Source organism: Paenilisteria newyorkensis (assembly GCF_000766145.1).
Classification (GTDB): domain Bacteria; phylum Bacillota; class Bacilli; order Lactobacillales; family Listeriaceae; genus Listeria_A; species Listeria_A newyorkensis.
The window spans coordinates 1-2,708 of record NZ_JNFB01000027.1 but is presented as its reverse complement, the minus strand read 5'-3'; the positions used below and the strand labels follow the sequence as shown (position 1 = coordinate 2,708).

Here is a 2,708-nt window from a genome sequence, read left to right as displayed (position 1 = left end):
CTAAACAAGACGCAGCGAAAAAAGCAGTGGATGAACTATTCAACAGCAACACCCCAACATCAGGAGCAATCAAACCAGCAACTAATCAAAAAGCCATTGATGACGCTCAAAAAGCTATCGATGCAGTAACAGATGCAACAATTAAATCGAACTTACAAAAAGATCTAGACAAAGCGCAACAGCTACTAGACGCAACAAGTGCACCATCGAATTACAGCTTAACAGCTAACGATGCTGGCCTTACTGCTACAGCTATCACAGGAACAGTTGGAAAAAGTATCACGAGCGTGCGCCTATCCGTTGATGGCACTATTGTAAAAGTCGGTCAAATCGACGCAGATGGCACATATAGCATCGCGACTAACAAATTCATCAAAGCAGGTTCAAAAGTAGAAGTCGTAGGCTATGAAGATAAGACAGAAAAAGCTCGTAAAACAGTAACAATTACTAATGATGAAAAACCAGTTCTTGGTCCTGTTACTGTAGACGATGATGTAATCAGAGGTTCCGTAACAGCAGGATCAGCAACAAGTTTCCGTATCAGCATCAATGGTGTAGCCGTTAAGACAGGAGCAATCGCAGCGGATGGGACATTCCAATCAAGCATTGGGAAACAAGCCGCAGGAACAGTTATTAAAATTGAAATCAGAGATACGACAGGTTATAACACATTACGCGTAGCAAGCACAACAGTAACCGGATCTGCTGTGGTGAAATTAGTAGCACCAACGCTTCAAAAAATGGAAGGTAACTACATCGTTGGAACAGCACCAAAAGGAACGGAATTAATTACAATTTACGAGAATGGCGTAGCTGTGAGAACACAAAACGTAAGCACAATGACAGTGAATTCAGATGGTAGCTTCACATTCAAAGCATATGTAGCACCAAGCGCAACAAGCGTTCAAGTCCAAGCGAAAAACAGTGACAAACGCATGACAAGTGATTTATCAACAGCATTTACAAAATAGGTTCTCACGTAGCGGTATGTAATGTACCGCTACGTTAAATTTGAACAGAATTCATCTACTTTAACTAGATGAAAATTAAATCATAGGAGCGTGTATAAATGAAGAAAGGGTTATTGAAAAAGGGAAGTAGCATAGCGTTAGTAACAATACTCATCGGGAGCCAGCTAATGACTGCAGTTCCATTTAACGTATTGGCAGCAGAAAATCCAGCAGGAACAATCGGTGCACAAGCCCTTCCAACTTACAGTGTGACAGTTGGTACTTGGCCTGAACTGAAAGCGGCTCTTACAAGCGCGGCTATCACAGATATCTATATCAATGCTGATATCACTATCGGAGAAACAACATCTGTAACGAATACAACGAAAAATATTCACGGAAATGACCATACGTTAAATGCCAATGGTAAACAAATTAAATTAGCCACAGCAAACACTGTGGGGTTAATAGAAGACTTAAGAATCACAAATACGGATATTTATGGATTGTTTTGGGGTAGTGTTGCCAATCTAGAGGTTACTTATAAGAATGTAGATCACAGCGGTGGACAAATGATTTATTTACCATATGGACATCTAATTATTGATGGAACTGTTACTAGTATTTCGACAACAGAGGAAGTTTATGAAGGGAAAGACTTGACGATCTTGGATAATGCAACGGCATATTTTGCTACGACCTCAACTGCAAGAAGGAATTCGCCGATCAATTCGGAAGCTGCAGCAGGAAAATTAATTGTAGGTAATAATGCCAACTTAATCACTCGATCAAAAGCTGCATCGATTTATGGCGGTACCAATTTTACGCTTATAAACTATGGGAATATGGATTTAAAATCGGATAACTTCCAAGCTATCCATCTAGCAGTTGGAAGTAGCATGTATTTTCAACCTGGTAGCGTTTTAAAAGCTGTTGCAGGTGATCCAGTGGAAGAAGCGGTAGAAGCAACTACAGGTAATATTTTTGTAGAAGCAGGCGCAACTTTTGAAGTAGAGAGTAACGGGAGTCAAGGTGCAGTAATTACTGGTGATACGTTTAAGCTAGCAGAAGGCTCTAACTTCTCTATAACGAACTTTAACCCAGCAGGTTCAGCAATGGGGTCGTATGCTAGTGCAGTTAATGTCATTTTACAATCTGCTCAGGGTGTTAGTACATGGGATCGTGGAACTGTTACAAACTCAATGCCAACTGCGACTTATCCAGGAGTTATAAATGCTCAATTTACATTATCAGGTTATTTGAAGAGCGTGTCACAAACGAAGCTGACATCCAATAACGCGCTATTTAATAGTAGATATAATACTGGAGCAACAGGTAAAATTGTTGGTGGAAGCTTTTCATCAAAAGCAATCGATCAAACAACAATTAATAAATTGGATACAGATTCTACTTTGGCAACAGGGACAGCAGAACCAAAAGCAGATGTTGTAATCAAAGTGGGATCAACAATTATTGGCCAAGGAAAAGCTGGGGATGACGGTAAATACAGTATTACTATTCCGAAACAAGTAGTTGGTGCAAACGTTACAGCAACGGCAACATGGAATTCTCAGGCTTCAAGTGCAACAGCAGTAGTACAAAAAGGTACTGCTGATCAGGACGCGGCTAGAACTGCTGTGGATGCCCTATTCACAGATGCAACAAAAACTGGCATTAAATCGACAACAGACCAAGCGGCAATCGATGCGGCACAAGCTTTAGTGAATAAAGTACAAGATCCAACAGTAAAAGCAGACT

The 2,708-nt window shown here is 40.5% G+C and carries 2 protein-coding genes; both read left to right on the top strand.

What is annotated here, in order from left to right; translation table 11 throughout:
- The coding region (locus EP58_RS17525) for a toxin Cry1Ac domain D-VI-related protein (protein ID WP_036093257.1) at positions 1 to 971 on the top strand (971 nt) is incomplete at its 5' end.
- A gap of 98 nt (positions 972 to 1,069) precedes the next feature.
- Positions 1,070 to 2,708, top strand: a 1,639-nt coding sequence (locus EP58_RS10545) for a pectate lyase-like adhesive domain-containing protein (RefSeq protein ID WP_241481014.1), incomplete at its 3' end; no start/stop codon positions are given.